This window comes from Cellulomonas sp. WB94 (assembly GCF_003115775.1).
GTDB lineage: Bacteria > Actinomycetota > Actinomycetes > Actinomycetales > Cellulomonadaceae > Cellulomonas_A.
Genome location: NZ_QEES01000002.1, coordinates 1,031,142 through 1,058,043 on the forward strand (window position 1 = coordinate 1,031,142; position 26,902 = coordinate 1,058,043).

The window sequence follows — 26,902 nt, forward strand, 5'->3', positions numbered from 1 at the left end:
GACCGTCCAGCCACGACCGCCGATCAGACGGCGACGTCAGATCGCCCGGGCCATGCTCCGGCGCAGGGTCCACGTGCCGACCACGAGCAGCACCGCGGCCATCGCAGCAAGGACACCGAGCTGCGGCAGGATGTCGACGAGGCCGGCGTCGTGGCGCCGGATCTTCGCGAACGCGTCGTACGCCCAGGCGTGCGGGGTGATGTGCGCGATGGTCCGCAGGGTCGCCGGGAACAGCTCGAGCGGCAGCATGCACCCGCCCATGGCCGCGAGCACGAGGCCGAGGCCGACACCGATGCCACCGGCGGCACCGTCGTTGTCGATGAGCGAGCCGATCAGCATCGCGGCACCGGCGGCGACCGCGCTGAACGTCGCCAGCACGAGCAGCGAGAGCCACAGGTTGCCCCAGCTGACCCGGAACAGCACCGCGGTGGCCAGCATGATGTAGGCGCCCTGGAACACGGCGATCGTGAGCCGTCCGAGCGCCTGGCCCGCGATCGCCTGCCGCGTCGAGACAGGCGCGGCGAGGGTCCGCGCCATGACCCCGAGCCGGCGGGTCTGGATGAGCGTCGATGAGCCGGCGAGCGAGGCCAGGAAGACGAACAGCAGCGTCTCGCCCGCCGCGCCGAGGTCGAACATGCCGAGCCCGGAGAACTCCTGCGCGATCCGGTCGATGTCGACGACCTCGAGGCTCGGTCTCGTCACCGACGCGGAGGCTGCGGCCAGGGCCGCGCCCGCCTCGGGCTCCGCGACCCCGGCGCCTGCCAGGGCGGTGACCTGACCCTTCGTGGCGAGGAGTCCCCCGACGGCCGTCCGCACCCGCTGGAGGACCGCCGCCGTGCCCTGCTGCGAGCCCGTGACCGTCTCGAGGACGACGTCGTCCCCGGCGTCGAACGCGGTGGCCGCGTCGGGCGAGATGAAGACCCCGACGTCGGACCGACCGCGCGAGAGGAGCTCCCGGACCACGTCCGCGCTGGTCAGGGTGACGGTGACGCCGTCGTCCTTGAGCGCTGCCGTGACCGCGCTGCGCAGCCCGGTGTCGCTGCCGGCGATCGCGACGCGGCCGTTCCCGCCGCCCCCGCCGAACTGCGAGCCGATGACCAGGACCAGGAGCAGCGGGAAGATGAAGACGAAGAAGATGTTGGACCTGTCGCGCAGGAACCGGCGCAGCTCGACCCCGGCGATCGCGAGCGCGGCCCTCACAGCTCACGCCCCCGGCCCGGCACCAGCCGCGAGACCGCCAGGCCGACGACGGCGAAGCCGAGCATGATCACCACGGGGACCCCGATGTCCATGAGCCCTCCGCCTCCCGACGTGATGCCGAGGCCGCGCGTGAACGCGGCGATCGGGTTGAGGTCGAGGAGCCGGCCGGCCAGCCCCGTGGCCGTGAGCGGGAAGAACGCCCCGCCGGCGACGCCCAGCACCAGGGCGAGGATCGACTGGGCGACGCTGGCCTGCTCGGCCGTCCGGGCCACGCGGGCGATGATGAACATCAACGACGTGGCGGCCGCGACCGCGCAGAGCACGAGCGCGGCGACGGCGACCGGCGAGCCGAACGACACCTCGAAGAACCTCGCCCCGACCGTGAGCAGGACCGTCGTGGCGACGACTCCCAGGATGTAGCTGACCAGCCCCTTGGCGGCCACGATCAGGCCGGGCCGCATCGGCATGGACCGCAGGCGAGCCATCGTGCCCTGCTCGCGCTCGGCGACGAGCCCGAGAACCCCGAAGCCGACGGTGAACAGCAGGAACAGGCCGGCCTGGCCGGCGACCAACGCTCCGGACGTGCTGAGCTGCTCGGTCGAGGCCTTCCCCTCGGTCAGCGTGACGGTCGGCGTCGCAGCGCCCGCCTGCTGGGCGAGTGCCCCGAGCTGGTCCGGCGCGACCCCCGACTGCAGCCCGGCGTTGACGACGACCGCGCTCGCGGACAGGTGGTCGAGCACGCCCTGCATGACCGACAACGCGATCTGCGTCTCGATGCCCGACCCCTCGCCCTCGGTCACGTCGACGACGGCGGGCCCGCCCCGCTGCACGGCTTCGCCGAACCCGTCCGGCACGACGACGGCGAGCTGCGCCTTTCCCGACCGGACCTGCGACCTGGCCTCGTCGGCCGGCACCTCGTCCACGGTGATGGCGAAGGCGTCCACCTGCGCCAGGGCGCTCACGAGTGTCGCGGCGAGCTGGTCGCCCGCGGGGACGGAGGCGCTGACGGTGATCGGCTCGAGGGCGAGGTCGTCGGTGCTGCCGATCGTCAGGTTGAACACGAACATCAGCGCGAGGGGGACGACGAGGCCGAAGATGACGACGGACCTGTCCCGGACACGCTGCCGTAGGTCCGACGCGGTCATGGTCCACAGCTGGCGCATGGTCAGTCCCGCAGGGCCTTCCCGGTTAGGTGCAGGAACACGGACTCGAGGTCCGGGCGGATGATCTCGACCTCGCTCAGCGTCATCCCGCTGGCCGTGGCGGTGGTGACGACGCCAGCCACGGCGGTGGGTGCGTCGCGCACGGTCAGGGTGAGCAGTCGGCGGTCGACGACGACCTGCAGGACGGCGTCGAGCCCGCGCAGCGCCGTCGCCGCAGCCTCGACCTGGCCCTCCCCCGTCAGCCGGACGTAGTCCAGCCCGCCCGTCAGTGTGATGAGCTCATCGCGGGTGCCCTCGGCCTGGATGCGCCCCGAGTCGATGATCGCGATGCGGTCGCAGAGGCGCTCGGCCTCCTCCATGTAGTGCGTCGTGTACAGGACGGCCATGCCGCCGCCGGACAGCGCCTCGACGGACTCGAGGATCGCGTTGCGCGACTGCGGGTCGACGCCGACGGTGGGCTCGTCCAGGATCAGCAGCGTGGGCGCGTGGAGCAGGCCGATGCCGATGTTGAGCCGCCGCTTCATGCCGCCGGAGAACTCCTTGGTGGCGTCCTTGGCGCGGTCGGACAGCGCGATGAGGTCGAGGACCTCGTCGATGCGTCGCGTCAGCGGCTTGCCCCGCATGCCCTGGAGCCGGCCGAAGAACGCGAGGTTCTCCCGGGCGCTGAGCTCGGGGTAGATGGCGAGGTCCTGAGGCACGAGGCCGATCGCCCGCTTGGCGCCGACCTCGCTCGGTCCCATCGGCCGACCGGCGACCGTGACGGTGCCGCCGTGGGCGGGGATGAGGCCGGCGACGATCGAGATCGTCGTGGTCTTGCCGGCACCGTTCGGGCCGAGCAGCCCGTAGGTCTCACCCGGGTCGATGTGGAAGGACACGCCGTCGACGGCGGTCAGGTCCCCGTAGCGACGGACGAGGTCGCTCGCGACGAGTACGTGGTCCTGCGAAGGAGCTGACAGGGATGCGTTCTCGGCCGCTGCCTCGGTGCTCACGTTCCGACCGTCCGTCGTCGACTGATGTCTGGGTGCCGGGCCAGTCTGGCACAGGGCGTGCCCCGATCTCGGAGGCTTTGCACCAGAATCCGCCCGGACCCCAGTGGGGTCGACGGGCCTCGCGGAGGTCGCCGACGGTGCGACCCGGATCGCCGACCCGGTGCGGGAGCTCGCAGCCCGGCCGTGAGTCCCGTCCGGCCGTGACGTCCGCTCAGACGGCACCCCGCGGCCGGGCGCTGCCGCCGCCGATCGTGGCGTGGCCCGCGTGCGCGACGAGCCGGACCAGCTCCACCACGATCGAGATGGCCGACCCGACGACGGCGACGACCAGGACGACGCGCGCGACGGTCGCCCAGTCGAACTCGTACGGCGAGAAGTCGAACGGGAACACCTGGAGCGTTCGCAGCGCCGCGACCAGCCCCGTCGCGGCCACGGCGATCTGGCCGAGCGACCGGAACCAGACGGGGTCGAACACGAGGTAGAGGACGTTCGCGGCGACGCTCACGAGCAGCGACAGGTTGATCAACGGAAGCACGTCACTCATGCGCTCCGTCAGGAACGGCAGCTCACGCCAGCCCGGGCGCACGTTCGCGAGGTACAGCAGGACCGCATTGACAACGGCACCGACGAGATAGCCGAACTTCCGGGCCGGCGCCGGCGCGCGGTCCTGGCGTTGGGATGTCATCGCGCCTCCCCTCAACTACCCACGCTCGCAGTCGGTCGAAATGTCCCGGACGTGCCGAAGGTCCCAACCGCACACCGTCGCCTCCGAGCCGCGTCCGAGCCGGATCCGAGCCGCGTGCGGGCACCGCGCAGAGCAGACTGGCGGTAGGTCACAACCACGGGATGTGCTGACGGTGCAGGCCGGTGCGGACGAGCAGCTCCACGACGGTGGGACGCACGGGACGAGCGGGTGGCGACGACGTTCGGTCGTCCTTGTCGCGCTCGGCGCTCTGGTGGTCGGGGCCGCCGGGGGCTGGCTCGCCCGCACCGCGACGACGCGCGACCTCGACGATCGCGTCGCGGCCGCGGAGCTTCGGCTGGACACCCTCCTTGCGACACCTCCCTGCGCGTCGCCCGGCCCCGAGGCGAGCGCGTCAGCGTGCACCCCGGAGGTCGGTGCGACCACACCGGGCACTGCGACGACCCCGGACAACGAGGCGACCAGCCCGGCACCGGCCGTCACGGCCCAGGCACCTGAGGTCACCCGGCAGGCCGCGTACGTCATGGGCACGTACACGGCCGGCGGCACGCGCTACCTGACGGTCGACTACGTCCAGCTCCTCACGGGCGAGGCCGCCGGCACGGCCGCGGCAGCTCACGGCGACGAGTCGCCGCCGCCCAACGACTACTACATCGTCAACGACAGCTCCCTGCTGCGGGAGCTGCCCCTCGCCGCGGACGTCACGGTCCGCGTGGTCACGAACGCCGACGGCAGCCTGGACCCCGCCGGCTCTGACCTGAGCGCGGTGGACTGGGTCGGGCGGATCACCGGCACCGATGCCGGCCGGTTCCTCTCGAGCCTCTACCGGCTGACGATCACCGACGGCACCGTGGACGCGATCGAGGAGCAGTACCTGCCGTGAGTCAGGCGCGGCGCCTGGGGCGCAGGACGCTGCTCAACGACAGCTTCTTCGAGTACTCGATCGAGCCGTAGCGGAACAGGTAGACCGCGAGCCGCAGCGCGACGAACCCGAGCCCGAACAGCTCGACGATGACGATCGCGGACTCCGCCAGCGTGAGGGTCCCGAACCCGTTGCGGAGCATCGCGGTGACAGCCGCCGTGTACGGGAAGAACGTGAAGACCTGGACGATCACGGCGTGCGGGTCGCTGACGATGACGCTCACGACGTAGAACGGGACGAAGATCATGATCATCAGCGGGGCGAAGTAGGTGCCGGCCTCCTTCACGGTCGGGACCATCGCGCCGATCGCGACCAGCGTGCCGGTGAACAGGACGAACCCGCCGACGAGCAGCAGGAACCCGACGATCATCGGCTGCGGCTCGAGGACCAGGTGGGACAGGTCGATGTCGGGCAGGCTGAGGTTCGACCGGAAGAAGACGTAGCCGACCACCACGGGCACCGCGAAGGTCAGCATCTGGACCAGGCCGACCATGAACAGCGAGATGACCTTCCCGACGATCAGGGTCGTGGGGTTCATCGTCGTGAGGATCATCTCGGTGACCCGGTTCTCCTTCTCCTCCAGCGTGCTGTTGAGCATCTGGTTCCCCAGCATCACGATGCTGAGGTAGAAGGCCACCAGGAAGAGCAGCGGCGGGATGACGGTGTCCAGACCGCCGGACACCTGGCCGTCCTTGTACGTCAGAGCCGTGACCCTGACGTCGCCCTGCGCCATCGTGGTGAGCTCGGGCGACCCGATCTTCTGCTGCGCGCCCGTCACGAGGATCTGCCGCGCGACGGCGTCGTACTTGCCGTTCTCGAAGATGCCCCGGTCGACCCCGTACACCCGGACCGGCTGCGTCGTCGGGTCGGCAGGGTAGGCGAAGTACGCGTCCACCGTGCCGTTCTTCACGTCGACGAGGGCCTCGTCGCCGTTCGCCGCCTTCGTCCCACCGAATGCCGCCGCGACCACGTCGGTCACGAGGCCGGAGTCGTCGGTGTAGGTGAAGTCGAGCTGCGCGTTCTTCTGCTCCTGCGAGGCGTTGTCGGTGCTCGAGCTGCTGATGAACACGAGCGAGAACACGGCGACGAGGACGAGCGGGATCGCGAGGGCGGCAACCCAGAACCGCCTCTTCGTCACGACCCGGAGGAACTCGAAGCCGACGACCGTGCCGAGGTTGTGCTGCGCCACGGTTCAGGCCTCCGCTCGGTCGTTCTGGCTGCCGTAGATCCGCAGGAAGATCTCCTCGAGGGAGGTTCGGACCGGCGTGAAGCTGCGCACCGTCACACCCGTCGCGACGAGCTCGTGCAGGATCTCGGCGAGGTCGACACCCGCCCGCGGCGCCAGGACGGCGGAGGTGTCGTCGGAGGAGACCACGTCGAACAGGTTCGAGTCGGGGAGCGCACCGGTGCAGGAGACGCGGATGACCGTCCCGCCGTACTGGTCCTGCACGTCCTCGACCGTCCCGTACGCCTCGGCGGTGCCGTCCTTGAGCAGGACGACGCGGTCGCAGAGCCGCTCCACCTCGTCCATCTGGTGGGTCACCATGATGACGGTCGCGCCCGCGCGCTTCTGCTCCTCGATGATGTCCATGAGTAGCCGGCGGTTCACCGGGTCGAAGCCCTGCGTCGGCTCGTCGAGGATGAGCAGCTCGGGGTCGTTCATGATCGTCACGCCGAGCTGGATCTTCTGCTGCTGGCCGCCGGACAGCTTGTCCAGCCGGATGGCGGCCTTGTCGGCCAGGGCGACCCGCTCGAGGTAGGCCCGCGACCAGGCAGCGGCGGCGTCCCGGCTGAGGCCCTTGAGCCGGCCGAAGTACACCATGACGTCGAGGACGGGCTCCTTCTTGTAGAGCCCGCGCTCCTCCGGCAGGTACCCGAGCCGGGCGCCGTCGCGCGGCTCGAAGACCTTCCCGTCGATGTGCAGGACGCCCGCGGTCGGTTGGTAGATCCCGAGCAGCGCGCGCAGCGTGGTCGTCTTGCCCGAACCGTTGCTCCCCAGGAACCCGAAGGTCTCGCCCGCTCGGACGTCGAACGAGAGGTCACGGATCACCGTCTGGCTCCCGAAGTCCATCCGAAAGTTCCTGATGTGCACCAGCGGCTCAGCCACCGAGCTCCCCCTGCTCACGTCGTCGGCCCGACGGCCTCACGAACCACGGCCGAGCCTAGCGACGGGACGCGCCGCCGTGGCCCGTTCAGGGATCGGCTTCGGCTTGGGCTTCGGCTCGAGGTTGACCCAGCTGAACCGCCACGCCACGACGACGAGCCCCCCGACGGTCCACGCGAGCAGCACGCCCAGGTGGTCCCACGACAGCCCCGAGCCGACGACGTCGGTCGCCGTCGCGAGGGACATCGCCCGGGTGGCGTGGCGCAGCGGGAACACCCACGCGAGGCGGTCGAGGAACGGCGGGAACGTCACGCCGACGACGAAGACGTCGGAGATGAAGCACAGCGGCAGGAGCGTGCCGAGCGTGGCGCCGATGACGGCCTCGGCGGACTGGAGCAGCGACATGACGGCGAGGCCCAGCACCGCGAAGCAGGCGGTGGCGACCACGAACGTCAGGAGCGCCGCGGGCCACGCCGGCGGGACGCCGACCCCATACATCAGCCCGGCGACCAGGTAGATGACCGCCAACGTGAGCAGGGCGACCACGAGGGTCCCGGCGACCCGGCCGGCCAGCAGGGCCTGCCGAGCACCGAGACCGTGCCCGCGTCGGGCTTGCGGTAGCCCTCGAGGATCTCGACGGTGGTCGTCTTGCCGGCGCCGTTCGGTCCGAGCAGGGCGATCACCTCGCCGGCCTCGATCGTCAGGTCCAGCCCGTCCACCGCGGCGAGAGCGCCGTAGCTCTTGCGCAGCCCCTCGACGACGACCGTCGGCATGGGGTCACCCCTCCCGGTCCGGCAGCCGCGGCCGTACGGCGGTGTCGCGCGGGCGCAGCAGCTGCCCTTGCGTCTGTTCTACCGCTCCGCGGGGTCCCGCGACAGCGCTGCCGCCCCGACCGACGGCGCCGGCGGGCAGCCGCTGGTCAGCGCGCGGGCGGCTCGTCCTGCCCGGACTCCTCGGCCACGTCGGCCTCCGCCTTCGTCGCGTGCACCGCCCCCTCGGCGTGCTGCGGCGGGGCGTACACCGTGTACAGGACGAGCGGGTTGACGCCGGTGTTGCGGACGTTGTGCAGCGCTCCGGCGGCGACGGCCACCAGGTCGCCAGCCCCCACCGGCTTGGTCTCGCCGGCCACGTCGGCCTCGCCTGCCCCGCTGACGAACGTGAGGATCTGGTCGGTGTGCTCGTGCGTCTCCGCACCGATCTCGCCGCCCGGCGGGATGGTCATGATCACGAGCTGGGCATGCACGCCCGTCCACAGGACCTGCCTGAAGTCGGCGCTCTGCTCGGCGACGAAGTCGATGGAGAAGTGCGGCATGGCGGCCATGGCTCGGGTTCCCTTCGGTGCTGCGCAGGCGCGCGGTCCGCGGACGTGGGCCGGCGAGGCGACGCTCACCATTCTGCTCCGGAGGCGTCGTCCACGTGCCCGGTATGGCCTGCTCGTCCGCCCGACTCGTCCGCCTGGACGGGCGCCGCCCGCCCGGCGCCGCCGGTCCTCAGCCGGCCGGCGTGTCCACCACGATGCGGACCACGTCACCGAGTCGCTGGAAGACGCGGGCACTGAGCTCGGCGTCGAGGCTCCCCCCCGTCAGGACGACCTGCGTCCCGTCCGCACGGTCCACCCGGACCTCGCTCCGGTCGTTCCGGCGGTAGACGACGGGCACCTGGCAGAACGTGAACGCGAGCGAGCCGGCCTCGAGGTCGATCGACTGCGGCCGCCCGGCGACGTCGAGGTACCGGAACGTCTCGGGGCGCGTCGTCCACTCCTGCGGACGCAGGAGGACCGGTCGGAACGCGATCCGGCCGCGCTCGACGCGCAGCCCGAGCTCGCCGAGCCGGGTCAGCACCTCCTCCTTGACCTGGCCGGTCATGCCCGGCTGGCGCGCGCCGCGGCCCGCCGGCGTGTGCGAGTAGGGGTCGACCGGGAACGCGCCGTAGACCTCGGGGGTCTTGGAGTACCCGAGCCCGATGCGGACGTCCTCGTAGGCGTCGCGCAGCCGGTCGACGACGGTGGCGTCGGCGCCCTCGGCGACCGCCCGCTCGACGTTCTCCTGGACCGCGAGCAGCAGCTTGGAGACCATGTGCCAGTAGATGCTGCCGAGGCCCTCGTACGCGAAGAACGACCCCGACCGGCCCGTGAACTCGGCGTGCTGGAAGACGTCCTCGAAGACCGCCAGCAGCGCCTCCCGGCCGCGCTCGACGACCTCGGGCGCGACGGCATCGGCCGGGACAGCCGCGAGCGCCGCGGTGACGTCCCCCGCGTTGTGGATGTCGGGCGCGAAACGGAAGTCGCCCCCGACGTCCTGCAGGACGATCGAGGTGTCCCCCGCCCGGACGAGCTGGGCGACCAGCGGGACCCCGGCGGCCCGGTCGGCGCGCAGGAGGTTGCGCTCGAGGAACCTGGGCAACGTCTTGTCGGGGTAGAGCATGTAGCTGTGCTGGTCAGGGCGGTACAGGGCGCTCCGGCGCAGACCGTGCAGCAGGCCGAGGCACTCGTGCGGGCCGAGCAGGCCCGACGACAGGATGGCGACCTGACCCTCGAGCATCACCTGGAGCCGGCGGATCCCCGCCCCGCCCTGGCGCAGGTCGAGGAGGTTGTAGGAGTGGAACAGCGCGTCGGCGCGGCGGTTGGCCCGCAGCCCTGCGTCGACGTACCGCTCGGCCAGGTCGAGGAACTCGTGCACCGTGGCGGCGTCGACCGTCGTCCGGCTCCCGCGGAACCCGGCGTAGACCCGCGTGCGGTACGCCGTCCCGGCGGCCCCCAGCGCGTCCATGACCGACTTGCGGGACGCGTCGTCGAACCCCGCGGCGACGCCGTCCGCGTGCCCGGCGAGCGCCGCGTGCACGTCCGTGAGCAGGTCGCGCAGCTCGGTGGTCAGGGACAGGTCCTCCGCGAGCAGCTCGCGGACCACGCCCAGGTAGCGGCGCACGTAGGCCAGCGTCACGACCGAGAGACCGCGCCCGACGAGCGCGTTGTTCGCGTCGTTCCACTCGGGGCGCTGGGTGTTCATCCAGATCCCGCCGTCCGGGACCAGGTTGACGAGCTTCGCCAGGACGAGCAGCAGGAGCTTCTCGCCGAGCGTCACCCGCACCAGCTCGCCGTCCGGGCCGTGCACGAGCTTGCCGTCGGCCCCCTCGACCGCGACGCGGCGCGCGATGGCCGCGGCTGCCGCCTGGTCGAACGTGATCGTCTCGCCCGGGTCGAGCAGCGTCTGCTCGTACGACGCGATCCGGTACGGCACGTCGCCGTGCGTGAGCACCGGGCGGTTGACGAGCCCGGCGAGCACGCCCGGGTGGAACCGCTCGGAGGTCTCGATCAGCTTGAGCAGGTAGACGATCTGGTGGTCGCTCCAGTAGCCGATGTTGGACCACGGGTTGCCCGGCTCCGGGACCTCCCAGTCGATGCCGGTCCGGGAGATCCGGTACGGGTTGTAGCCATCGGCAGTGCTCGCGTCGAGGAACACCGCGACCATCGACTCGACGTACTCCGGGAACGACCAGGCGAGCGCCTCCCAGTTCTGGAAGATGTCGCGCCAGTTGCCCTGGAAGTCGACCTTCAGCTTGCCGCGCTCGTCGTGCAGGGCGATCCGGAACACGTTCCAGGGCCGGCTCGGGTCGCCGTGGCGGCGGCTGAACGTGAGCGGCAGGTACTCGCGGGCCAGGCGCCACAGGTCCGGGTCGCCGTCCCGCTCGGCGAGGGCGACCAGCGCGTCGACCGGGAGCCGCTCCGGCAGCCCGGCGAGCACGTCCGCGCAGCGCTGCGCGGTGCGCGGGCTGCGCTGCGCGACGAACAGCCGGAAATCGGCGGCCTCGACGGCGTGCCCGTCCGCGGGCACACCGCCGCGCATCGAGTTGAAGAGCACGTTGGCGCCGTGGTGCGCGGCGGCCAGCTCGTCGCCGGTCAGCTGGGCGGCGTCCGACGTCGCGATGAGCGCCTCGAGGTCGGTCCGGGTGCGGTCGATGTCGGCCGCGAGCCGTGCACCGGCACCCGCCGGGTCGGCCAGCTCGGTCTGCAGCGCGACGACCTGCGCCGCGTCGAGGTCGGCGTCGGCCACGACGCTCCACCGCTGCTGCTCGCCCGCAGCCAGGACGACGCGGGAGCGCACGAGGTACGCGCCGCGCTCGCCCCGCAGCTCGGTGTCCGGCGCGACCCGGTCGCCTGCCGCGAACGCCCGGACCTGACGGTCGGACAGCAGGTGGTCGACCCGTCCGAGACCGACGTGCCAGGCCACGTTCGCGCGCAGCGACTCGCTCGGCTCGGCCTTGTCGGTGAGCTTGGAGTTCATGTAGAGGATGCCCAGGCCGGTCGCGTCGTCGACCTCGGTCCGCTTGTACGCGTCGAGCAGCGCGCTCAGCTCGTTCTGGACCTGCGCGGTGGCGCCGGCCGGGAGCAGGTTGACGAACCCGTCGAGGATCTCGACCGTCCGCGGCCCGTCCGCGAGCGACGTCAGCTCGCAGCTGCGCACGACGCCGTACCGCGCGCTGGTCTGCCAGGACACGCGCAGCCGCAGGCCGAGGTCCGCGCGGCTCTCCTCGAAGACGAGGGTCGTGCCGAGGTAGTCCTTCGCAAGGTTCCGCTCGACCGCCGGGTCGCCGGGACGCGTCTCGGCGAACGGCTGCCAGCACACGACGCCGCCGTCGGGCAGCGTGACCCGCAGGACGCTCAGTCCACCCGTGCGCCCCGCGCCCTCGGCGACCTTGTCCTCCGTGTAGTACGGGAACAGCGCGCGGTCGGCGTGCTCCCGGCCGGCCGTGACCCCGCCGGTGCTCGAGATGAACAGCCACAGGTCGCTCGCACCGACGAGCGTCATGAAGAACGGCGGCATCTGGTCATACGCGCTGATCTGGTAGAACCGGCGCCCGTCCAGGTCGAGGGACCGGCCGGTCACGGCGGTGTGGTCGACGGACTGGGCGGGGGCGACTGCCTGCGGGGACATGAGGGCGTTCCTTGTGGTGGTGCCGGTGGGTCGGGTCGTGCGGATGCTCATCGGGTCCCCCCGTCAGCGATGACGGGGGAGCGCTCCCACGCACCAGCATGCCACCCCGGGGGCCGTGTGCGGAGCGGCGTGCGGGCGCGGCCCCCGACGGGAAGGACAACCCCCCGCGAATCCCCCGTCGGTGCGAGCCGTTGTCTGCCACGATGCCCTCATGACTGTCGCAGGGGGTGCGGAGGTCGAGACGCCGGGGTCGCGGCCGTCTCCGGGGCTCGGCCTGCCCGTTCCGCCGTACGCGGCGTGGAGCCGACGCGTCATCGCGTCCGTGCTCGACGGCCTGCTCGGCAGCGGGATCGCCTTCCTCGCCCTCGGCGCGCCGGCGCTGACCCTGCCGTTCCTCGGCGTGGCGTTCGGGTACAACGGCAGCGAGCACGCCGGGGTGACCGCCTGGACGAGCAGCGGGTGGGCCGTCGGAGCGGTGCTGGTCGCCGTGCTCATGCAGGCCTACCTCGGCGCGACGCCCGGCAAGCTCGTCATGGGGCTCGCCGTCGTGCGGCGGGCCGACGCCCGACCGATCGGGCTGGTGCGGACCCTCGTCCGGTACGTGCTGCACCTCCTCGACGCCATCCTCTTCATCGGCTTCCTGCTCCCCCTGTGGACCACCGAGCGGCTGACCATCGCGGACCGGCTCGCCTCGACGGTCGTGCTGCACACGCGTCGACCGCGTCCGTACCGGTGGCCCGCCGGGCCCGACTCGCTGTCCGACCCCGGCCCGCCGGTCTCGTGGGAGCTGCCGGCCGTGCCCCGGTGGGTGCCGGTCGCCACGACGCTCTCGGCGACGGCCTGCGCCGGCCTGGCACTCTTCTCCGGCGCGCTCGGCTCGTCGCAGATGTTCGCCGGGCCGGTGGACCTCGCCTGCGAGATGGCGTCGGGCGACCCCGGGTCGCTCGGCCTCACCGGGGGGACGCTGTCCGCCTCGCTCTACCCTGCGACCGAGACCCGGCTCGGGGTGACGCGCCACGCGACCGTCGACCCGGCGCCGCGCGTGGAGTGGGAGCTGTCGGGCTCCACCGACGCCTCGTCCGACGTGGTGGTCCGCATCGCGTTCACGTCCCAGGGCACGGCCGACGCCCGCTCCTACGACTTCCCGACGTACGGCGGCGTCTCGGGGCCGTGGACCGAGTCAAGGGCTCTCCCCGTCGACGCGCTCGCGGGCCTCGGGACCTCGTGGAGCTGGAGTCAGAGCGTGGTCGTCGACGGCGTCGAGTCCCCCGCCTGCACCGGGTCGGTCTCGACCGGCTGACGGGCCCTGGTCGGTCGGCGCGTGCGACCGTCGCCGGGCTCAGCGCGCAGCGAGCGCCGGGATCTCCACGGCGATCTCCGTGCCGAGCGTCGCCCCGCCGGTCAGGCCGAGGTCGTCGCCGCTCCAGAACGTGCCCGGGTCGAACCAGCTCGAGTGGTGCCCGCCCGGCAGCAGCCCCATGGCCTCGAGGGTCAGGGCCACGACCTCGGCGCAGTAGACGGTCTCCAGGTGCTCCTCGCGGCGCGTCCACGCGGGCCTCGGCGCGCGGCCGCCCAGCCAGCGGAGCCCGAGCTGCACCGTCGAGGGGAACGGGGTGCCGTCGAGGCGCGCGATCGTGCGGAGCACGGCGTCCTCCATCTCGCGGGTCACCGGCTGGTCGAGCTGGCGCAGCCACGCCTTCTGGTCGTACCGGTTGCCCCACACGACGACCGCCTCGCGCAGGTCGTGGAGCTGCGCGCCGCGGTGGTGGTCGCCCGTCCACTGGTCGGTCAGCGACCGGCCCAGCTCGGCGTGCCACATGAGCGGGGGGAGGTCGTCGATGACCACCGCCATGCCGACGTGGTTGACGGGGCTGTTCGTCGTCAGCTGGATCGCGCGGTCAGCGATCGTGTGGCCCCGGAACAGCCACAGGTCGCCTGTCCGCGTGGCGTCGAGGGCCTCGTCCAGGTCGATCCGGTCCGCGGGCACGTCTGTAGCCTAGGCGGATGAAGTGGTGGAAGGTCCTGGGGGTCGCCGCGTTCGCCGGCGTCGCCGCGGGCGGTGTGCTCATCGCGAAGGACGAGCGCCGTCGACGCGCCTACACCCCTGAAGAGATCCGCGACCGGCTGCATGCCCGGGTCGCGGAGGTGGACGCCGTGCACACCCGCGCTGCGACCGACGACGACGAGGACGGCGCCGCCTGACCTGACGCCGACGCCCGCCGGCTCCCCGAGAGGAGCCGACCGGCGTCGGGTCTCACACCGTCGTGAGGTGGGTCAGCAGCACCGGCCCTGCGGGTTGCGGTCCTGCCGGTCGGTCACGTCGCGCCAGAACTCGCGCTCGGTCATGACGCGTCCGCCGTGCCCGCCGTCGTGCTGGGCCGCGACGTGCTCGACGTACCTCTCGTACGCGTCCTCACGGAGCATCCCCTTGACGAACCAGGACACCCCTCGTGCGCCCTGGCGCACCGCCGCGGCCACCCCCATCAGTGGCCACCCGCTCGGACGCGGCCGGCGGGACCGGTGTGCGCGGCCCACTGCTGCTCGAGCACCTTCTCGGCCGGGGTCGCGACGAAGCCGGCCGGCGCGAAGATCCGGGACGGCACCGCCTTGTCCTCGGCGTTCGGGCCACCGCCGAGGCGGAAGGCCTTCCAGGTCTCCCAGAGCGACGCGACGATCACGATGATCGACAGCACCACGAAGAGCACCGACAGGACGCCCTGGATCATCGTGTTGCGGAACACCGCCTGCATCGCCTCGACGGTCGCGGCCGACCCGAAGCTCGTCTTGCCGTCGGCCAGCGCCTTGCCGAAGGCCGCGTGCTGCGCGAAGTACCCGACCGCGGGCACCGACGAGAAGATCTTCAGGAACGACGCCGTGATCGTCACCGCTGCGGCGAAGACCAGGGGCACCGCGACGATCCACAGGTACCGGAACGCCCCCCGCTTGGCCACGATGGCCATGCAGACCGCGAGCGCGATCGCCGCGAGCAGCTGGTTGGCGATCCCGAACAGCGGGAACAGGGTGTTGATGCCGCCGAGCGGGTCGGTGACACCCATGAGCAGGACCGCGCCCCACAGCCCGACCATGACCGCGGTCGTGATCCAGGCCCCCACGCGCCACGACGTGTCGCGGAACCGCGGGATGAAGTTGCCGAGGCTGTCCTGCAGCATGAACCGGGCCACGCGGGTCCCGGCGTCGACTGCGGTGAGGATGAACAGCGCCTCGAACATGATCGCGAAGTGGTACCAGAACGCCATCATCCCGGTGCCGCCGACGAGCTGCTGCATGATGTGCGCGAGCCCGACCGACAGGGTGGGGGCGCCGCCGGTGCGCGAGATGATCGACGACTCGCCGACGTTCTTCGCGGTCTCGGTGAGCAGCTCCGGGGTCACGTTGACCCCCGAGAGACCCAGCCCGTTGACCCACGCGGCGGCGGACTCGACCGTGCCGCCTGTGAGCGCGGCCGGCGCGTTCATGACGAAGTAGATCCCGCGGTCGATCGAGAGCGCGGCGACGAGCGCCATGATCGCGACGAACGACTCCATGAGCATCCCGCCGTACCCGATGAAGCGCGTCTGGCGCTCCTTCTCGACGAGCTTGGGCGTGGTGCCCGACGCGATGAGCGCATGGAACCCGGACAGCGCGCCGCACGCGATCGTGACGAACAGGAACGGGAACAGCGAGCCGGCGACGACCGGGCCCTTGCCGGTGGACGCGAACTCGCTCACGGCCGGGACGTTGATGACGGGGCGGACCAGGACGATCGCGACGGCGAGCATCACGATCGTGCCGACCTTCATGAACGTCGACAGGTAGTCGCGCGGGGCCAGGAGCAGCCAGACGGGCAGGATCGCGGCGATGAAGCCGTAGACGATGATGCCCCAGCCGATCGCGACCTTGTCGATGGTGAAGAAGCTCACGCCCCACGACGTGTCGGCTATCAGGCCGCCGCCGATGATCACGGCGATGAGGAGCGTGAACCCGATGATCGAGACCTCGGACACCTTGCCCGGGCGGAAGAAGCGCAGGTAGCAGCCCATGAGCAGGGCGATCGGGATGGTCATGCCGACCGAGAAGACGCCCCAGGGGCTCGCGGCGAGCGCGTTGACGACCACGAGCGCGAGGATCGCGATGATGATCACCATGATGGTCAGCGTCGCGATGAGGGCCGCCGTGCCGCCGATGACCCCGAGCTCCTCACGCGCCATCTGGCCGAGGGACCGGCCGCCGCGACGCATGGAGAAGAAGAGCACCAGGTAGTCCTGGACCGCGCCCGCGACGATCACGCCGGCGATGATCCAGATCGTGCCCGGCAGGTAGCCCATCTGTGCGGCGAGCACCGGGCCGACGAGCGGCCCGGCGCCGGCGATCGCGGCGAAGTGGTGGCCGAACAGGACGCGACGGTCGGTCGCGACGTAGTCCTTGCCGTCCCCGTCGTACTCGGCGGGCGTCGCGCGCCTGTCGTCGGGCCGGAGCAGGTGCTTCTCGATGTACCGGGAGTAGAACCGGTAGGCGATGAGGTAGGAGCACACGGCGGCGAACACGAACCACACCGCGTTGACCGTCTCGCCGCGGATTCCGGCGATGACGACCCAGCTCACGCCACCCAGGAGGGCGATGGCGACCCAGATCGCGATCTTGGCCGGCGTCCAGTGGGTGTCCTGCGACTCGAGTGCTGCCTCGTCGAGTGCGACGGGTGGCAGTCCCGGATCCTGCTTCAATACGTCCGAATTGTCTGGTGATCCATACGGTGCGTCGACGCTGGCGCCCATTTTTGCTCCCCGAAATCCGCAAGAATTATCCCCCTGCCCGAGTGACGCTACCCCCTCGCCGTGGAGGTGTAGCGCCTCGGCACGACGTCTGCTCAGCGCACGGGGAAGACGACCCGGGTCTGCCAACGGCTCGGGTCGGGCTCAGCGTCCGGTCCGACGAGGTACTCCTCCCACATCTCCCCCTCGGGGGTCAGCCCCTGCTCGGCGATCCAGGCGTTGACCTCGGCATAGGTCGTCGACAGCGAGTCGTACGACCCGGTGTGGACCGCCTCAACGGTCGGGCCGCCGGGGAGCGTGGCGGTGACGAGACCGTCACCCGGCGTGACGGGCTGCCCGACGGGGAAGCCCGCGGTGACGTCGACCGTCGTGGTGACGGGACCGCGGTACAACGCGACAGGGGGTCCGGCCGGCGCGGCTTCCTGCCGGCCCAGGTCAGCTGCCGCAGCACCGAAGGCGCGGCCGAAGAAGTCCTGGAACGCCGTCATCCGCACGACCTCGCGCACCCCGAGGATCGGCTGCGGGTTCCGCTCGGCTCGTTCGATCATCATGGCACACCTCGGTCCGCTCGTGCGGGCCCTGGGTCGGCGCTTGCTACCTCAGCCCTACCCACCTGTCAGGTCGGGGCGGTAGGACCGAACGTCCCGATTGTCCGACTCGAGAGGGTGGGCCACCGCGCGCACGCTTGGCGAAAGGGCTGGTGGCGAGCTCACGGGAGTGCTATCAATGTGATATCACTTTGAGCGAAGGGAACAGACCGTGAGCACCATCGAGTCACCGTTGAAGGCCGAGCCCGTCGGGCTCCAAGGAGCTCGGCTCGTCATCAGTCAGCGCCCGGCCCTCGCCGTCAGCGGCTGGCTCGGCGTCCTGGTCCTGGCCGGGTGCGCGGTGTGGGTCGCGGTCGGTCAGCAGAGCGCCGAGACGTGGCTCTGGGTACCCGCGGTCGTCGCCGTCCTGACCATCACGTCCCTCGTGGTCGTCACGCCGGGGCAGACGTCGGTGATCCAGTTCTTCGGCAGCTACATCGGCACGGTCCAGCGGCCCGGGTTTTGGTGGGTCCTGCCACTGACCAAGCGCCGCAAGGTCAGCGTCCGGGTCCGCAACTTCGAGACCGCCCACCTCAAGGTCAACGACGCCGACGGCAGCCCGGTGGAGATCGCCGCGATCGTCGTCTGGCAGATCGCCGACACCGCCAAGTCGACCTACGCGGTCGAGAGCTACCTCGACTTCGTCACCGTGCAGGCGGAGTCGGCGCTGCGCCACGTCGCCACGACCCATCCCTACGACGACACCACCGAGGCCGGCACCTCGCTGCGCGGCTCGACCGACGTCGTCGCGGCCCAGCTGGCCGCCGAGGTCGCCACCCGGGTCGCCATCGCCGGCGTCGAGATCGTCGAGGTGCGGATCTCCCACCTCGCCTATGCCCCCGAGATCGCCCAGGCGATGCTCCGCCGCCAGCAGGCCAGCGCCGTCGTCGCCGCCCGCTCGCGCATCGTCGAGGGTGCGGTCGGCATGGTCGAGCTCGCCCTGAACCGGCTCGAGGAGAACGGTGTCGTCAGCCTCGACGACGAGCGGAAGGCCGCCATGGTCAGCAACCTCATGGTCGTGCTGTGCGGGGACCAGCCGCCGTCGCCGGTCGTGAACGCCGGCTCCTTGTACACATGAGCGAGCGCCGGCAGGTCCTGCTCCGCATCGACCCTGCCGTCCACGACGCGCTCGTCCGGTGGGCCGACGACGAGCTCCGCAGCCTCAACGCCCAGGTGGAGATGCTGCTGCGTCGGGCGCTCGCCGACGCGGGACGCATGCCGAAGCACGCCGCGCCGATCCCCCCGCGCGGTCGGCCCCGGGCTCGCGAGGGGGAGCCACCTACGTCCGACCCCTGATCGTCCGCTCGTCGGGCAGCACGGACGCCGCTGCGTCGCCTGTCGGATCGGTCCGGGAGCTTCTGCGACGCTCCGCGACGGCCAGCGCGGCCCACCAGGCGAGCAGGACAGCGAGGGACACCGCGAGCGCCGCGGCCCTCAGCTGGGCACGGATCGGCGCCGTGGACACGCGGGCGATCGGCGGGCCCGTCAGGCTGCCGATCGACCACGGATAGTCGACCGCGGCGTCGGCCAGCCCGTCGCGATGCGCAACGACCTGCACCTGCGCGCTCCCCGCGCTCGCCAGCGTCACGTTGACCGACCACCGCCCGTTGCCCAGCGGCTCCGCCGGTGCGGGCGTCCCGACCGTCCCGTCCGCAGCGGCGACGGTGACCTCGACCGTGCGCACGGGCGCGGGCGCGGGCCGACGCGTGTCGAAGACCTCGACGATGACGACGTTCGGTCCGGGCCGGTTGGGCCGGATGTCGAGGGTCTCCTGCAGGTCGACGACCTGACGGACGACCGGGCCGTCGGTCGGACCGTTCGCGCTCTGCACGAGCTGCGGCTCCATGGCGGGCTGACCGCTGGTGAGGACCGCGGCGAGCCCGAGCACCACGAGCCCCAGGACGGCCTCGGCCAGGATGGTGCGTCGCGGGAGGCGCGGCGTGCTCTGCGTGCTCTGCGTGCGCGACCCGCCCGCACGGTGCAGCCGGGACGTGTTGACCAGGGCGAGCGCTCCGACGACTGCTGCCAGGCCGACCTTGAGCAGGAGAGCACGTCCGTAGCTTGTGCCAAGTGCCGCGTCGACCGAGCCCACCACCCCGCTGCTCAGGTAGACCCCCGTCACGACCATGACGCTCACGCACACGGCGGCGGGCGGCCCGAAGGCGCGGAGTGCCCGGCTGCCGACGAGCCGCGCCGCCGGGCCGCCCCGCGCGGACAGGACCACGGCGACGGTGAGGACCGTAAGGCATCCCGACCACGTGGTCGCCGCAGCGAGATGCGCGGCCGACGCCGCGATCCGCGTGAGATCCAGCCCGCCGCCGCCTGCCGAGTGCCCGAGCACGGCGGTACCGAGGCAGGCGAGCGTCGCACCGGCCGCGAGCAGCAGCGCGTGACGCCGGGACGCGCGTACCCGGCTCAGTCCCGACACCGCGAGGACCACGAGGCCCACCTCGCGGACTGCCCACCGCCCGCCGTAGTCGCCGCCGAGCAGCCGGACCGGGTCTGCTCCGCTGGCGGTCAGCTGGTCGACGAGCAGGAGCACCGCGACGACGGCACCGCCGACGGCACCGCCGGACGCCGCCCGACGCGCGAACGACGCGGCCCGGTCCGACCCATCCGCGCGCACCAGGAGACGCAGCGCGAGCGGGCCGCCCAGCGCTCCCGACAGCCCGAGCAGGAGCAACCAGCGCAGCGTCGCCTCGACCGGTCGCGGCGACGGCTCGTCGAGCCCGCCCGCAGTCACGGCCTGACCGACGCCGAAGACGAGCACCCCCTCGGTCGCGTGCAGGTCGTCGCTCGACAGCGTCGACCAGGACACCCGGTACGCACCGTGATCCATCGCCGGCACGTCCACGACGACCTCGACGGGCTGCTCGAGGTCGGCGGCGTCGGCGCCCGACTCGATCCGCAGGCCCGCCAGGTCCAGGTGCCGGCCGGTGGCGTCCACGACGTCGATGCGCGTCGCACTCAGCACGACCGACTCACTGAAGTCCAGGCGGACCTGGGCCGGCGGATCCACGAGCACCTGCCCGTCGGCAGGACTGCTGCCAGCCAGGAACGCGTGCGCCTGGGCGGCCGGCACCGGGCCGACGAGCACCGCCAGGGCCGCGACCAGACCTGCCAGACCGATCCGCGTCACGGTCGACCGCGCACGCACCGCAGCGCCGCCTCTCACAGCACGGGCATGTGGCGGAGCTGGAGGGTGTCGGTCTCGATCGAGACGTGCTCGTCGGGCCGCAGCGCGCCGGCGGTGTTCTCGTAGACGAGGTAGTAGGTCTGCCCCGGCCGCATGCCGTGGCCCTGCTTCATGAGCGACACGCGCCTGGTGCTCAGGTCGCGCGCCTCGCTGACCAGCACCGGCGCGTGGGCGGTGTCCGACTGGAACCGGGTCGCCTTCTCGGCGTCGAGCACCACGTAGCTGACGACGATGAGACCACCGTCCCCGACGACCGCGACGCGCGAGAACCGGACCCCGAGCGCGGCCTCAATCGCGGCGTCCTGCGGCACGCCGCCGTCCGCCGCCGCGCGGGTCCTGGCCAGGCCGCCCATGACCACGGTGACGAGCAGGACGATGACCACGACCACGACCACGCTCCAGCGGACGGCCGGACGCCTCCTTGCGACGGCGCCCGGCAGGGCGTCCGGCGCGTCGCCCGGCGTGGTGTCCGGCGCGGTGAGCTCGAGCATGGTGAGCCTCCTCCTGGGTCGGTGCCCCTGGGCCGCGGCGTGCACGGCCCAGGGGCACCCACGGCCTACGGCATCGTGTAGCGGGTCGAGACGAACGAGTCGATGTACGCCGAGCCCCGCATCGTGGAGCCCGCCGTCGACGTGACCCCGGCTGTCACACCGAGGACCGCAGTGTCGACCAGGAGCGTGCTCGAGTTGCCGGTCTGGGTCGAGACGACCGAGCCGTCCAGGAGCAGCCGCAGGGATCCCGCGGCGGCGCCCGTCGCCGGGCCGGCCAGCCAGTCCACCCGGACCGTGTGGGAACCGCTCGGCAGCGTCACCCACGTGCCTGTCAGAGCAGCGGCACCCGACCGGGCCATGACGGTCCGGACCTGGTTGACGCCGGCACCCGTGCGGTGGAACTGCACCGCGAGGACCTGGCCGCCTGCCGCCGTGCGCGCCTCGAAGAGCGTGAGCACGGTGCTCGCGACCGAGCCGGAGGTCAGCGTGTTCGGGTTGAGGCTGAACTGCGCGTGGTAGCCGGTCTCACCGGTCGGTGAGGTGTCGGTCACGTAGCTCAGCCGGTTGGCGGACCCACCGGGCAGGGTCACCTGCAGGCCGCGGTTCGCGCCGCCGACGGGGATGCCCGCCGCCGAGGTGACCGCGACACCGCCGGTGAACGCCGACCAGGCCGCGAAGGTCCCCGAGTCGAACGTGTCGGAGAAGATCGCGTTGGGGCGGCTGACCGTGACTGTCGTGCTGACCGCGTTGCTCCAGTTGCCTGCGAGGTCCTGGACCCGCAGGTTGAACCGTTGCGCGCCGAGAGCGATCGTCGCGAGCGGCACCGTGGCGACGATGCTCGTCCCGACGAGGCTCACCGGGACCCGCGTCGCCTTGCCCGCACCGGGGTCGGTCGTGCCGAGCCAGAACTCGGCTGCGGCGAAGGAGACCTCGTTGACCGGAGCTGTGAGCGTCAGGCTCGCAGCTCCGAGCGTCGGGTTCGGTGTGCCGACCACGGCCCCGAGCACAGGCGCCGCCTTGTCCACGACCAGGTCGATCCCGAACAGCGCACCCCAGTTGCCCGCAGCGTCCTGGCCGCGGACGAGCACGTGGTGCGTGCCGTCGGCCAGCGGCCGGATCTGCGAGATCGGGATGAGCCCGTAGACCGTCTCGGTCTGGCTGTCCATGAGCCCGTCGACGGCGATCATCTGGAAGTCAGTCCCGCCGGCGGGGATGCCCGCGTTCGGGTCGAGGAAGCCCTCCGCGTCGCTGACGACGCTCTGGAGGCCGCCGCCAGCGTCACGGTCCGTGATCCGGGCCGAGACGACGAGGTACCCCGGCTGGCTCCGATCGGTCAGCACGCCGTTCGTCGGGTTGGGTCCGACGCTGGCCGCCTCCACTCCAGGACCCGTCAGGTCCACGGTCAGGGGGATGTCGAGCTCCGGGCCCCACAGCCCGAGGGAGTCCTTGCTGCGGACGAGCACGTGGTGCACGCCCTCGCCGAGCGCGTGCACGGTCGCGGCCGGGATGGTCGCGTCCTCCGAGACGACGGTGGCCGTGCGGTTGCGGGTCAACGTCGCGCCGGTGCCCGCGGCGCCGAGCGTGTCGAGGAAGTACTCGGCGTCGGTGATGGTGCCCTCGGCCGTGGTGTCGTCGCCGGTGGCGGAGACCGCCACGTCGAGGGTCCCGTCGGCCGGCGTCGGGCTCACCGTGCCGTTGACCGTCTGCGGCCCGACCTTGGGCAGGTTGAGGATCACGCCGCCGACGACGCCCCAGTTGCCTGCGGAGTCGAGGGCGCGCACGAAGACGGTGTGCTTGCCTGCGTCGAGCGCGGCCAGGACGGCCGGGGTGATCGTGCCCGAGGCGCCGACGACGTCCACACCGCCGAAGGCCCCGGTCATCGGGGTGCCGAAGCCGACACCGACGGTCACGGCGTCGTCGATCACGAGCTCCGCCTGCGTCACGGGTGAGCCACCCGTGGTGGCGTCGCTGAGGTCCGCGGTCACGACGACGGGCGCCAGTCCGTCCGACGGGTTGGGCGCGGCCACGACGTTCGTGGATACCGGCCCGACGAGATCGGTGCTGGGCGGTGGCGCGGCGGTGTCGAGGAACGTGAGCATGCCGCCGAACGCGAGAGACAGCGGGTCGGCCGTCGACTGGCCGTCGTTGTCCAGGTGCCCCGCAGCCTCGTACAGCGCGATCTTGGCCTCCGGGCCGGTGGGCATCGTCACGACCGTGTCGGCCGTCATGCCCGGTCCGACCGCGACGACGACGGCGTTCTCCGCGAACTGCCGGGGGTGCCCGCCCTCGGCGACCTGCGTCTGGTCGGCCCCGAGCAGGCTCATGACGTGGGTGCTCGACCCGACGTTGACGTAGCGCAGCAGGACACTGTGGCCCTGGTCGGTGCTGATCGGGTCGGTCGACGGGTACGGCTTGCCGTTGATGAGCCGGTACGCCGGGTGGAAGCTGCGCATGTCGAACGTCGCCGGTGCCGCGTTGAGCGCCGGGTCGACCTCGCTGAGCACGACGACGGCGGCGTCGTCGTACGCGGTGCTGGGGTAGCCCGCGGGCGAGCCGTAGGCCGTGCCGTCGGGTGCCTGCACGACGAGGGCTCCGCCGAGCCCCATCGCGACCTGCCGGGCACCGCCCGACGTGTGCCCCGCCTCGTAGAGGAACGTCCCCGCACGGGCGGCCGTGAACGTGTAGGTCTGGGTCGTGCCGGGTGCTGCGCCGGTCTCCTCGGCCTGGGCCGACAGGCCGGCGGTGAAGGCGGACGCGGGCTGGCCCGGGAACGCCAGCGACACCGGTTCGGCGAGCCCGTTGTGCAGGACGACGGACACGGTGTCGCCCTGCGCGACCACGAGCAAGGGTCCGGGCGCGGTCGCGGTCCCGGCAGCGCCCGAGGGAGAGAACCCCCAGATCGGGATCTCCTGCCCGAGCAGCGACGCCGTCCCGGTCATCGCGTACAGGTCGCACGTCGCGGTCGTCCCGCTCCTCGTGCAGCCCTGCGGCGCGAGCTTGCCCGCCGCGGCGGCGTGCAGCTCGGCACCGTGCGCCGTGGCCGGCACGACGGCCGGCACGCTCGCGGGCAGCCGCGTCGGCACTGCCGACGCCGGGGTGGACGCGCCCACCAGGGCGACCGCGAGCGCGAGGCTCACGACGCCCGCGCCGACCGTGCGTCGGCGCCTGCTCGGGCGGGTGGTCGACGATTCAGCCCACTGGACGAGAGTCATCGCCGGTCCTCATTTCGCCAGGCAACCGGCGAGAGGATCGATGCGGAAGACCGTCATCATCCCTCCGAAGGTCGCGCCGTAGTTGGTGGCCTGCTGCAGGGCGTGGCTGTGGGCGATGTGGTAGTACTCGCCGCACTCGTTGTTCGACGTGATGGTCGGCGGCAACGCGTTCTTGGTGCCGAGGTACGGGCTCTCGCTGAACCACGTGTCCGTGCCCACGAGGAGCTGGTCGGTGATGGCCGGGATCTGCGTCGGGATCGGGTTGGTCGCGGCGTCCCACTGCTCGACGTCGCGCCAGTCCATGAGCGCGTCGACCGTCTGCCCGGGCTGGACGTCGAGGTCGAACTTCTCGTAGGACAGGTCCTGACCTGCCGGGCCCGCGAGCGTGCGGCCGTCCTTGTTGACGACGCGCTCGTCGCTGCCGTGCGGGTGGAACGGGTAGTTGACCGTGCCCGCGTTGAGGTAGCGGATGACGGCGGGCAGCGGGTTGCTCGTCGCGTCCCACTGACGGATGTGCACGAACGCGCCGTACGGCTGGTTCGGCAGCCAGGACGCGTAGTTCGGGGCGAGCGTGTCCGGCATGCTCCGGCCGTTGATCAGGTAGTACCGCGGGTGGAACGTCGCCCAGCGGACGGGCTGGGACCGCTCGACCGCCAGGTGCAGGTCGGGGTCGATCTCCGACAGCAGGAACACGTACTCGTGCGCCGGGCTGAACACCGAGTCGGCGCGGTCGTTGACCTGGTCGGGGTGGCCGCTCGGCCGGACGACCAGTGCGCCGTACAGCCCCATCTGGAGCTGCTTGTTCGCGTCCGTGCCGCTCTCGTAGAGGTAGGTGCCCGGGCTGCCGGGCGTGAACGTGTAGGTCACCGAGCCGTTCCGGGCCTCGGCCCCTTGCACGAGCGACGTCAGCGAGCCACCCGGGTCGAGCTGGGGCTGGGCCGGGTTGCCGTTCGCCTTCACGTTCTTCTGGCCCGGGAAGACGATCGACGTGGCCTCGGGCAGGGTGTTGTGCAGGATCACGGTGACGGGCAGCCCGGCGGTCACGCAGAGCGTCGGCCCCGGGAGCTGGAAGCCGCGCGAGCTGTTGCTGTAGCTCCACATGTAGATCGAGTTGCCGTCGGGCGTCGAGATGTAGCCGTCCCGGGCGGTCAACGAGAACGTCTGCTGGGCGTTGCTGTCGCACGCCAGACCCTCGGACGTCGCGGCCTCGGCCGGGCGCAGCGTCGCGACGGATGCGGCCAGGGCCACCGCCAGGACCGTCGCGGCGACGGCGAGCCGTCGGGTGCTCACACGCAGTGCGGGACTCATGAGGTCTCCTCGGTCGCTGTCGTCACGCGTTCACGACGGTCTGGGGTCCGTAGGTGCCCGGCGGCCCGACGAGGATCTTCGTCATCATGCCGCCGTAGCCGGCGCCGCCGCCGTTGTCGAGGTAGGAGTACTGCCGGTCGTACAGCAGGTACTCCCCCGGGCCGGGAGCGACGAAGATCACGTCGCGACTCTCCCCGGGGCCCACGTCGACGGAGCTGGTCGTCAGGTAGTTCGTGGTGCCGTCGCGGCCCTTGAGCAGGTTCGCGTCCTTGGCGACGACCTGCAGGTCGATGGCGTCGACCGACATCGCGTGGTTCTGGTAGCCCAGGTTGGACATCCGCAGCAGCACGCGCTCGCCCGCGTTGCACGTCACGAGCGACGAGATCGGCTGGTACTGCAGGCGACCGGCCGCGCTCAGGTTCGGGTTCCCGTTGGGCTGGACCGTGTCCGGGTAGCCGCGCCCGTTGAGCAGCCAGAAGCTCGGGTCGTAGTCCGTCCAGTCGCTGACCTGGATGTGGGCGTCGCGGTAGTGCGCGGCCGACCACAGCTCGGTGAGCATGAACGTGAACTCGCGGTCATAGCGCGTCGAGCCGTCGCCGTCGTTGTAGGCGTACTTCGAGCCGACGGGGTCCGTGCCGACCGGCGTCAGGTTCTGCTTGGGCCGCACCAGGACCATGCCCGTCATGCCCATCTGCACGTGCTCGACGTCCTCGAAGTGGCAGTGGTACATGTACGTCCCGGCGTCGTGCGGGCGGTAGAAGTAGGACAGGTCGCGGCCGACGGGGACCGCGAGGGAGAGCTCCGGGACGCCGTCGAACAGCGGGATCGCGTTGACGAAGCCGTGCCAGTGCAGGGTGTGCCCGTCGAAGAGGTCCGGTCGCTGCAGCAGCCCCAGGTTCGTCAGCGTGATCGTGATGTCGTCCTCCTCGTCGAACGCGAGGATCGGCGCGCTGATCTGCGCCTTGCCGCGCTGCGCGGCGATCTGGGTCGAGGTCATGCCCGTGACGTCGCGGAACCCGAACACGTAGGTGTCGAAGGGGTTCGGCGCGAGCGCGTCGGGGTAGAACGGCGGGTCCGCCGGTGCGCCCTGCGGCATCGAGACCCAGCCGTCCGTCCCCGCGAGGTGCAGCTGCTTCTGGGGGTGGGCCACGGCGGCCGCCGCCGCGCGACTGGGGGCCGCCGCCGCCCGCGGCGCGTCAAGGACCCGACCCCCGAACAGGGCGGCGCTGGCAAGACCGACGCCACCGAAGAGGACGGACCGGCGAGAGGGTCCCTGGGGCGAGGCATTGACGTTCATGGTCATCTCCACGGTCGGAGCGGGCGGAGC

23 protein-coding genes and 1 pseudogene are annotated in these 26,902 nt (G+C 71.8%); 5 read left to right on the top strand and 19 right to left on the bottom strand.

The window, feature by feature from the left end:
• Positions 1-36 precede the first annotated feature (36 nt).
• The 4 genes from DDP54_RS05945 to DDP54_RS05960 all read right to left on the bottom strand — a co-directional run bounded on the left by DDP54_RS05945 (position 37) and on the right by DDP54_RS05960 (position 4,037).
• Entirely contained in the window at positions 37-1,200 is a 1,164-nt protein-coding gene (locus DDP54_RS05945; protein ID WP_109130963.1) for an ABC transporter permease, read from the bottom strand.
• Entirely contained in the window at positions 1,197-2,345 is a 1,149-nt protein-coding gene (locus DDP54_RS05950) for an ABC transporter permease (protein ID WP_109132388.1), read from the bottom strand. The genes DDP54_RS05945 and DDP54_RS05950 overlap by 4 nt, the downstream gene beginning before the upstream one ends.
• Before the next feature lie 20 nt (positions 2,346-2,365).
• Positions 2,366-3,352, bottom strand: a complete 987-nt coding sequence (locus tag DDP54_RS05955) for an ABC transporter ATP-binding protein (RefSeq protein WP_242448249.1) — start codon at positions 3,350-3,352, stop codon at positions 2,366-2,368.
• 211 nt (positions 3,353-3,563) lie between these two features.
• Positions 3,564-4,037 carry a hypothetical protein gene (locus tag DDP54_RS05960; RefSeq protein WP_109130964.1) on the bottom strand — a complete coding sequence of 158 codons (474 nt, stop codon included), beginning with the start codon at positions 4,035-4,037 and terminating at the stop codon, positions 3,564-3,566.
• 163 nt (positions 4,038-4,200) lie between these two features.
• Between DDP54_RS05960 and DDP54_RS05965 the strand changes: the two genes are divergently transcribed.
• Complete coding sequence (locus DDP54_RS05965; RefSeq protein ID WP_109130965.1) at positions 4,201-4,938, top strand: hypothetical protein; 738 nt, start codon at positions 4,201-4,203, stop codon at positions 4,936-4,938.
• A 1-nt stretch (position 4,939) separates the two neighbouring features.
• Here the strand turns inward: DDP54_RS05965 and DDP54_RS05970 are convergent, their stop codons facing one another.
• The 6 genes and pseudogenes from DDP54_RS05970 to DDP54_RS05995 all read right to left on the bottom strand — a co-directional run bounded on the left by DDP54_RS05970 (position 4,940) and on the right by DDP54_RS05995 (position 12,012).
• A complete protein-coding gene (locus DDP54_RS05970; protein WP_109130966.1) occupies positions 4,940-6,166 on the bottom strand; it encodes an ABC transporter permease in 1,227 nt (408 codons plus the stop codon).
• Between the two features lie 3 nt (positions 6,167-6,169).
• The gene (locus DDP54_RS05975) at positions 6,170-7,048 is read right to left on the bottom strand and encodes an ATP-binding cassette domain-containing protein (protein WP_109132390.1); all 879 of its coding nucleotides are present in this window, start codon (positions 7,046-7,048) and stop codon (positions 6,170-6,172) included.
• A gap of 72 nt (positions 7,049-7,120) precedes the next feature.
• A complete protein-coding gene (locus DDP54_RS05980; protein ID WP_158274461.1) occupies positions 7,121-7,627 on the bottom strand; it encodes an ABC transporter permease in 507 nt (168 codons plus the stop codon).
• 35 nt (positions 7,628-7,662) lie between these two features.
• Positions 7,663-7,854, bottom strand: a pseudogene (locus tag DDP54_RS05985) (ATP-binding cassette domain-containing protein); the annotation flags it as partial.
• Positions 7,855-8,000: 146 nt separating this feature from the next.
• Positions 8,001-8,393 carry a cupin domain-containing protein gene (locus tag DDP54_RS05990; RefSeq protein WP_109132391.1) on the bottom strand — a complete coding sequence of 131 codons (393 nt, stop codon included), beginning with the start codon at positions 8,391-8,393 and terminating at the stop codon, positions 8,001-8,003.
• Between the two features lie 178 nt (positions 8,394-8,571).
• Positions 8,572-12,012 carry a hypothetical protein gene (locus DDP54_RS05995; protein ID WP_109130969.1) on the bottom strand — a complete coding sequence of 1,147 codons (3,441 nt, stop codon included), beginning with the start codon at positions 12,010-12,012 and terminating at the stop codon, positions 8,572-8,574.
• Positions 12,013-12,223: 211 nt separating this feature from the next.
• On the opposite strand from DDP54_RS05995, the gene DDP54_RS06000 reads away from it, so the two are divergent.
• Positions 12,224-13,312 carry an RDD family protein gene (locus tag DDP54_RS06000; RefSeq protein ID WP_109130970.1) on the top strand — a complete coding sequence of 363 codons (1,089 nt, stop codon included), beginning with the start codon at positions 12,224-12,226 and terminating at the stop codon, positions 13,310-13,312.
• Positions 13,313-13,351: 39 nt separating this feature from the next.
• Here the strand turns inward: DDP54_RS06000 and DDP54_RS06005 are convergent, their stop codons facing one another.
• On the bottom strand, positions 13,352-13,999 hold the full coding sequence (locus DDP54_RS06005) for a hypothetical protein (RefSeq protein ID WP_109130971.1): 648 nt from the start codon (positions 13,997-13,999) through the stop codon (positions 13,352-13,354).
• A 17-nt stretch (positions 14,000-14,016) separates the two neighbouring features.
• Between DDP54_RS06005 and DDP54_RS06010 the strand changes: the two genes are divergently transcribed.
• Positions 14,017-14,214 (top strand): hypothetical protein, encoded by a 198-nt coding sequence (locus DDP54_RS06010; protein WP_109130972.1) that lies wholly within the window; start codon positions 14,017-14,019, stop codon positions 14,212-14,214.
• 72 nt (positions 14,215-14,286) lie between these two features.
• Here the strand turns inward: DDP54_RS06010 and DDP54_RS06015 are convergent, their stop codons facing one another.
• From DDP54_RS06015 to DDP54_RS06025, 3 genes are all read right to left on the bottom strand, one after another.
• Positions 14,287-14,496: a YbdD/YjiX family protein gene (locus DDP54_RS06015; protein ID WP_109130973.1), complete on the bottom strand. Its 210-nt coding sequence runs from the start codon at positions 14,494-14,496 to the stop codon at positions 14,287-14,289.
• On the bottom strand, positions 14,496-16,784 hold the full coding sequence (locus DDP54_RS06020) for a carbon starvation CstA family protein (protein ID WP_109130974.1): 2,289 nt from the start codon (positions 16,782-16,784) through the stop codon (positions 14,496-14,498). Before DDP54_RS06020 ends, DDP54_RS06015 begins: the two co-directional genes overlap by 1 nt.
• Positions 16,785-16,876: 92 nt before the next feature.
• The gene (locus DDP54_RS06025; RefSeq protein ID WP_242448250.1) at positions 16,877-17,329 is read right to left on the bottom strand and encodes a GyrI-like domain-containing protein; all 453 of its coding nucleotides are present in this window, start codon (positions 17,327-17,329) and stop codon (positions 16,877-16,879) included.
• 211 nt (positions 17,330-17,540) lie between these two features.
• On the opposite strand from DDP54_RS06025, the gene DDP54_RS06030 reads away from it, so the two are divergent.
• Positions 17,541-18,446 (top strand): SPFH domain-containing protein, encoded by a 906-nt coding sequence (locus tag DDP54_RS06030; protein ID WP_109130976.1) that lies wholly within the window; start codon positions 17,541-17,543, stop codon positions 18,444-18,446.
• Positions 18,443-18,664, top strand: coding sequence for a hypothetical protein (locus DDP54_RS06035; RefSeq protein ID WP_109130977.1), 222 nt, complete (start codon positions 18,443-18,445; stop codon positions 18,662-18,664). The genes DDP54_RS06030 and DDP54_RS06035 overlap by 4 nt, the downstream gene beginning before the upstream one ends.
• Here the strand turns inward: DDP54_RS06035 and DDP54_RS06040 are convergent.
• The 5 genes from DDP54_RS06040 to DDP54_RS06060 all read right to left on the bottom strand — a co-directional run bounded on the left by DDP54_RS06040 (position 18,648) and on the right by DDP54_RS06060 (position 26,872).
• Positions 18,648-20,525: a copper resistance protein CopC gene (locus DDP54_RS06040; protein WP_158274462.1), complete on the bottom strand. Its 1,878-nt coding sequence runs from the start codon at positions 20,523-20,525 to the stop codon at positions 18,648-18,650. The genes DDP54_RS06035 and DDP54_RS06040 overlap by 17 nt on opposite strands.
• Before the next feature lie 14 nt (positions 20,526-20,539).
• Complete coding sequence (locus tag DDP54_RS06045) at positions 20,540-21,055, bottom strand: hypothetical protein (protein WP_109130979.1); 516 nt, start codon at positions 21,053-21,055, stop codon at positions 20,540-20,542.
• Between the two features lie 65 nt (positions 21,056-21,120).
• Positions 21,121-24,267 (bottom strand): multicopper oxidase domain-containing protein, encoded by a 3,147-nt coding sequence (locus DDP54_RS06050; RefSeq protein WP_109130980.1) that lies wholly within the window; start codon positions 24,265-24,267, stop codon positions 21,121-21,123.
• 9 nt (positions 24,268-24,276) lie between these two features.
• Positions 24,277-25,575, bottom strand: coding sequence for a multicopper oxidase domain-containing protein (locus tag DDP54_RS06055; RefSeq protein WP_109130981.1), 1,299 nt, complete (start codon positions 25,573-25,575; stop codon positions 24,277-24,279).
• Between the two features lie 22 nt (positions 25,576-25,597).
• Positions 25,598-26,872 carry a multicopper oxidase domain-containing protein gene (locus DDP54_RS06060; protein WP_158274463.1) on the bottom strand — a complete coding sequence of 425 codons (1,275 nt, stop codon included), beginning with the start codon at positions 26,870-26,872 and terminating at the stop codon, positions 25,598-25,600.
• Positions 26,873-26,902: the final 30 nt, after the last annotated feature.

What these genes read in the sequence shown, in the direction of transcription:
- DDP54_RS05950 (WP_109132388.1), bottom strand. Translation starts at nt 2,345, where the DNA reads ATGACCGCGTCGGACCTACGGCAGCGTGTCCGGGACAGGTCCGTCGTC.
- DDP54_RS05960 (WP_109130964.1), bottom strand. Translation starts at nt 4,037, where the DNA reads ATGACATCCCAACGCCAGGACCGCGCGCCGGCGCCGGCCCGGAAGTTC.
- DDP54_RS05975 (WP_109132390.1), bottom strand. Translation starts at nt 7,048, where the DNA reads ATGGACTTCGGGAGCCAGACGGTGATCCGTGACCTCTCGTTCGACGTC.
- DDP54_RS05990 (WP_109132391.1), bottom strand. Translation starts at nt 8,393, where the DNA reads ATGCCGCACTTCTCCATCGACTTCGTCGCCGAGCAGAGCGCCGACTTC.
- DDP54_RS05995 (WP_109130969.1), bottom strand. Translation starts at nt 12,012, where the DNA reads ATGTCCCCGCAGGCAGTCGCCCCCGCCCAGTCCGTCGACCACACCGCC.
- DDP54_RS06000 (WP_109130970.1), top strand. Translation starts at nt 12,224, where the DNA reads ATGACTGTCGCAGGGGGTGCGGAGGTCGAGACGCCGGGGTCGCGGCCG.
- DDP54_RS06010 (WP_109130972.1), top strand. Translation starts at nt 14,017, where the DNA reads ATGAAGTGGTGGAAGGTCCTGGGGGTCGCCGCGTTCGCCGGCGTCGCC.
- DDP54_RS06015 (WP_109130973.1), bottom strand. Translation starts at nt 14,496, where the DNA reads ATGGGGGTGGCCGCGGCGGTGCGCCAGGGCGCACGAGGGGTGTCCTGG.
- DDP54_RS06020 (WP_109130974.1), bottom strand. Translation starts at nt 16,784, where the DNA reads ATGGGCGCCAGCGTCGACGCACCGTATGGATCACCAGACAATTCGGAC.
- DDP54_RS06025 (WP_242448250.1), bottom strand. Translation starts at nt 17,329, where the DNA reads ATGATCGAACGAGCCGAGCGGAACCCGCAGCCGATCCTCGGGGTGCGC.
- DDP54_RS06035 (WP_109130977.1), top strand. Translation starts at nt 18,443, where the DNA reads ATGAGCGAGCGCCGGCAGGTCCTGCTCCGCATCGACCCTGCCGTCCAC.
- DDP54_RS06045 (WP_109130979.1), bottom strand. Translation starts at nt 21,055, where the DNA reads ATGCTCGAGCTCACCGCGCCGGACACCACGCCGGGCGACGCGCCGGAC.
- DDP54_RS06050 (WP_109130980.1), bottom strand. Translation starts at nt 24,267, where the DNA reads ATGACTCTCGTCCAGTGGGCTGAATCGTCGACCACCCGCCCGAGCAGG.
- DDP54_RS06055 (WP_109130981.1), bottom strand. Translation starts at nt 25,575, where the DNA reads ATGAGTCCCGCACTGCGTGTGAGCACCCGACGGCTCGCCGTCGCCGCG.
- DDP54_RS06060 (WP_158274463.1), bottom strand. Translation starts at nt 26,872, where the DNA reads ATGAACGTCAATGCCTCGCCCCAGGGACCCTCTCGCCGGTCCGTCCTC.